The 4928-nt window shown below is 40.4% G+C and carries 6 protein-coding genes; 1 reads left to right on the top strand and 5 read right to left on the bottom strand.

Going from position 1 to position 4928, the window contains the following annotated elements:
- Positions 1–70 precede the first annotated feature (70 nt).
- Positions 71–1248, top strand: a protein-coding gene (locus BET10_RS04070; protein WP_096348924.1) for an IS3 family transposase whose coding sequence is annotated in 2 segments (ribosomal slippage) — positions 71–329 and positions 329–1248 — 1179 coding nt in all. Because the reading frame shifts where the segments join, the coding sequence is not laid out codon by codon here.
- A gap of 345 nt (positions 1249–1593) precedes the next feature.
- On the opposite strand, the gene BET10_RS04065 is transcribed toward BET10_RS04070, so the two are convergent.
- The 5 genes from BET10_RS04065 to BET10_RS04045 all read right to left on the bottom strand — a co-directional run bounded on the left by BET10_RS04065 (position 1594) and on the right by BET10_RS04045 (position 4923).
- A complete protein-coding gene (locus BET10_RS04065) occupies positions 1594–2358 on the bottom strand; it encodes a restriction endonuclease (RefSeq protein ID WP_070983624.1) in 765 nt (254 codons plus the stop codon).
- Positions 2359–2461: 103 nt separating this feature from the next.
- Positions 2462–2800, bottom strand: a complete 339-nt coding sequence (locus tag BET10_RS04060) for a hypothetical protein (protein ID WP_070983622.1) — start codon at positions 2798–2800, stop codon at positions 2462–2464.
- 136 nt (positions 2801–2936) lie between these two features.
- Positions 2937–3806, bottom strand: coding sequence for a polyprenyl synthetase family protein (locus tag BET10_RS04055; RefSeq protein ID WP_070983620.1), 870 nt, complete (start codon positions 3804–3806; stop codon positions 2937–2939).
- Positions 3761–4324, bottom strand: a complete 564-nt coding sequence (locus tag BET10_RS04050) for a hypothetical protein (protein ID WP_070983617.1) — start codon at positions 4322–4324, stop codon at positions 3761–3763. Before BET10_RS04050 ends, BET10_RS04055 begins: the two co-directional genes overlap by 46 nt.
- 191 nt (positions 4325–4515) lie before the next feature.
- Positions 4516–4923 (bottom strand): GFA family protein, encoded by a 408-nt coding sequence (locus BET10_RS04045; RefSeq protein WP_070983629.1) that lies wholly within the window; start codon positions 4921–4923, stop codon positions 4516–4518.
- Between the last annotated feature and the right edge of the window lie 5 nt (positions 4924–4928).

Genomic DNA, 4928 nt, shown 5'->3' with positions numbered 1-4928 from the left:
TGTAGTGGCACAATAAATTTGGCCACCTGATTAGAGGTGATAGAATCACCATAACTGATTAGGTGCAAATATGACAAAAAGAACTCGTCCAACTTATTCTCCTGAATTTAGACTCGAAGTCGCTCAACAAGTCGTCGATGAACAACGCTCTGTTAGAGACGTTGCCGAGGCGATGGGATTAGGTAAATCCACTGTCGATAAGTGGGCACGCCAGCTAAAAGAAGAGCGTAACGGTAACCTCACTAGTGCGACTCCCCTGACCCCTGACCAACTTAAAATCCGCGAACTTGAGCGTAAACTCAAACGCCTAGAAGAGGACAATGAGATCCTAAAAAAGGCTTCAGCTCTCTTGATGCAGGACTCCATCAAAGGTTTGCGCTGATCCGCTCCCTTCAAGAGAGCTGGCCTGTGAAGCGTTTGTGTGCTGTATTTAAAGTACAGCGCAGTAGTTACCGATATTGGCGCGAAACACCACATACTATAGCGCCCGAGCGGCTACGTTTAATTGCCGAAATGAAACGTTGGTTTGGGCTAAGTCATGGCTCCGCAGGCCAACGAACCTTGGTTCAACTGCTCGCAAAGTCAGGCTTCAAAGCGAGCCGCTGGTTGGTGAGTAAGCTGATGAAACAAGAGGGATTGGTTAGTCGTCAAATGCCAACGCATAAGTATTCCAAGGCAGAAAAAGAGCACTTAAGCATACCTAATTTATTGAAAAGAGCATTTAGCACACAAGCACCAGATCAAGTTTGGTGTGGTGATGTTACCTATGTCTGGTGCGGTTCTCGTTGGCTATACCTGGCTGTTGTAATTGACCTTTACGCTCGCAAAGTTGTAGGTTGGGCAACATCAGCTCGACCGGACAGTGACCTAACGAAAAAAGCTTTAAGAATGGCTTATGAAAGCCGAGGTAACCCAAAGCGAGTGCTATTCCATAGTGATCAGGGCTGTCATTATACGAGCAAGAGCTTTCGTCAGTTACTCTGGCGTTATGGCATGAAGCAAAGTCTTTCACGCAGAGGAAACTGTTGGGATAATGCGCCAATGGAGCGCTTTTTTAGAAGTTTTAAAACAGAATGGATGCCTAGAGTGGGATATCGAAGTATGGCTGAGGCATCGGGAGCAATTTCGCAATATATAGTGGGTTATTACAATCGGTATCGACCTCACAAACACAATAATGGTTGCTCACCGATTATGAAAGAAAAGCAATACTGGGAAACTTATAACGAGGTGGCCAAAAAGTATTGACCACTACAAGGTGTGCTACCGTCACGACCCAATTAGGAGCTATCAAAGCACCATGCCCGCCATCTGGCATATCGACGAAAAACGATGGTGTTTTTTCTAATTCATAGTTGCTGGCTTGAACATCATGGCGAACGACTATCGCCAAGCTATCAAAGGAAAATATTAGTATGCAGGCTAAGTATATATATTGAATGACTTTCATTTAATTTCCCTATTTATGTTTTTATTAGATTTGCGAAGAAGTTTACTCTTCGAGGTATATAACGCCAGCCACAACCGGAGGCAAAAAGCTGTAGAGCGAGGAACGAGCGGCGCAGCTTTTTGACCTCCGTGTTTATGGCATTGTTAGGTTTGTTTAAATATATTTTCGCCGAATATATCATTGAATTGGTTCTCGATTGAACTCAGCATCAAGCAAAACTCTTCCAACAGTCCTCTATATGTGTTGGACTTGAACGTAAACTCGTCTCCCATTGTTTCTACGTACTTTCTTTTATAGTCATCAATGCAAACCGGCCCATCAACTGCGTATTGTGGAGCGATTCTCCCCATGTCCATTAACCACATCAACATTCCAAAAGCCGCATAGCGTTTTTGTAATTCGTAGAATTCCCCAAGTTTATCGTTTGAGAGATTCTCTAAGTATCTACTACGCCTGCTGTTAATTGGCTCAACGTACTGATTAACGTAATCGGCTGCATCCGCAACCGTAGGGCAGAAGTATTTTTGCCACCAAACATTGAAATAACGTTTCTGCAATTCAAGATATGTTATGCCCGTGATATTCGTGCTTTCAGTATATTCTACAGCACCTTTCTGAAGACCCTTTTTTGAAACTATAAAGCCGATGTTCGCTCCGGTTTCATGCATAACCGTTGTAAACGAGTGCACCACTGACTGAGGTATAGAATTAGACCAATTTTTACACTCCACAAGATACTTGATTTGGTCAACGCTATTCTCATCAACTGCGAATACATCAACCTCAACTGTACCTCTGGGTGTTTGTAAGAGTTTCTCGGTTTCTGCTACCAACCCAATATCGTTGAACAATCTGCAAACCCCATTTTGCAGCTCTTTCCAATTTTGAGGTACAGGATTATCGATCATTGAAAACCTAACGCCGCGTTAAGCGGCTAAATAAAAGCTTGCTAAAATTGGCGACGAAAGAGCACAGCAAGCTTCTATGTGTCCGACCTTTTTCAACGCCTTGTTAAGTTGCATTACTGCCACCGCTAAATAAATGCTTAGCCGAGAACAGAAATGCGATGGTCACTGGGAATGACATCATAATTGCCACCAGTTGATTGGCCTCACGGTCAAGGATAAAAGGCCCGTATGGCTCGAAACCAAGAAACCAAACTAGCACCAACAGAATCCAAGTGGCCGATGCAAATAAGTATGCGTACACCTTTTGACTAACTGAATTCAAAAAAGAAACACTAAAGCCTGAATGCCCTTCGTTCTTTTTTGACAGATAGCCTGTAATGGCGATCAAATCCCCAAAGATTCCAATGACCGCTGCAACTAAGGTTATTATTTCTGAATCCATGCACACTCCATCTTGTGTAACTTAACGACCAACTAACCTGTGAGGTATACTGGCATGTTGTTTTGCGTATTTTTGCAAAACTCGTGACCGTAAACCGAATCCGTGTTTAGTTGCTTGTTAGTTTGTAATTTCACAATTACTTATTGCGAGTGACGGAAAACTCTGCAAGTTCTGTTAATAAAGATGCAGAGGAACCAAACCTTTTAATACTTTCAATAGCTTTCATTGCCAATCTGTCAGCTTCAACTTGAGCATTTTTTTCGTCACCAAAGAGTTTGGGGTAAGTTAATTTATTTTCATCTGCATTGGTTGGTTTACCTAAATCTTCTGACTCTGCCACACAATCCAAAATATCATCTCTAGCTTGAAAAGCTAAACCTAAAAAATAACCATAATCTATTAAGGCTTGTTTATCTTTTGAACTGATATGTTCTCCACTTCCACCACCTAGCAATGCTACCTGAAACAGCGCACTAGTTTTTCCTGAATGAATGTACTGTAAATTTTCAATCGTATTGAATGAATCATCCCATTTCTCTGAATTTAGATCAGCTGCTTGCCCTCGATGTAAGGTTTGCATTAGTGGACAAAATAGAGATAAGTCCCTTTCAGGTAGACGATGAAATGGTAATAGTCCCAATTCAAATAATTGGTTTGCAGCTAATATTGCAGTATCAAAACCATATTTTGAGTGACAACTTTCTTCACCTCGGCGAAAAGCGCTTTTATCCTGAATATCATCTAATATCAAAGTGTAAGTGTGTATAAGCTCTATGCCCACAGAATATTTATGTACTTGGTTTATATCCTGTTCAAATATTTCTGCTGCAGCATACGTTAAAGCAGGTCTTATTCTTTTTCCACCATCACCAAGAAATACCATATACTCCATTGCATCTCTTGTATGTTCAATCGATAAGTCACAGTCATTTTTCCAGGATATTGCTCTCAATTGTTCTTCTACATTCTTCTTTGCTGAAAGAAAGAAAGTTTTAAATTCTGCCATATTCGTGGTTCCTTAAAATTATTTAAGCGTGAGAAACTATCATCGAATTCTTTACACCATTTATAATTAACTGTGCCTACAACTTCTGAGTAATCTCCACCTGAAACGGTTTTTTCATAGTGAGTCATATAGTAGCCAGTTAACACTTTGGTATTATTGTCATTTTTCAATAATACGCAGCCTAAACTGTTGATCTGAGGATCTAGGGATCTAAAAAAACCGCAAACAGTTCTATCCCTATACGCCCCATAAAAATCCCATGTTCTATTAGTTTGATCCTTTGGATAGAGTCTTTTTCCTGTAACGAATAGAGCATCTTTCGAGTGTCTGACGTAATACACATCGTACTTTAGTATATTTCCTTCATTATCTAAGGCTACTCCATACCAACGACCAGATAAATACCCTCTTAAGCCAGAAATATAATCAGTAATTTTTCTAAACATGAAGCCAATGAGAGTACAAGTTATCCCGACTACCCATGGATTTTCTAAAACATTTTGAAATTCAATACTCATAAAATTCCTTTCTAAGCGTTAATAGAAAAAACCTTATATACTTTTTCAGCTTAAATTAATTCACATTGCCTTATACAAACTAACGCCGCCATAAGCGGACAAGTAATAGTTGGCTACAATGTGAAGCGAAGCGAAACCGAGCCAACTATTACGGTTCCGCTCTTCATGGCCTTGTTATGTGTTTCCTGAATTTAACATGGTAGCCCTTCGAACATAGGAATTTGCTCTAAGTCTTGATCCCAGTCTGCCTTGCTTGCAACAAAAATATGAGCATTTGGTTTATTTGCAATTTTTGTGTCAATACTTCCCGCTGGTACAGCTAAAAATGCCCCTCCCATTTGAACATTTGGCAGAGCAGAACCACAGTTCGTACAGAAACACTTAACGTGCCTTGTAGATGGCAAACTATAAGTCTTTACGTTATTTTCCCCTGATAGCCACGTTAGTACAGCTGTAGTCGAAAATAAGTTAGATGCATGAGCCGAACCAGTGTCTTTGCGACAGTATTGACAATGGCACATGAAAAAACTATCAAATTCACCTTCTACTTCAAAACTTACTTCACCGCAAAGGCATGATCCTTTATGTTTTACACTCATTAATA

Source organism: Pseudoalteromonas amylolytica (assembly GCF_001854605.1).
Lineage (GTDB): Bacteria > Pseudomonadota > Gammaproteobacteria > Enterobacterales > Alteromonadaceae > Pseudoalteromonas > Pseudoalteromonas amylolytica.
Note: the sequence above shows the minus strand (reverse complement) of the source record. Positions and strands in the feature narration are given on the sequence as shown.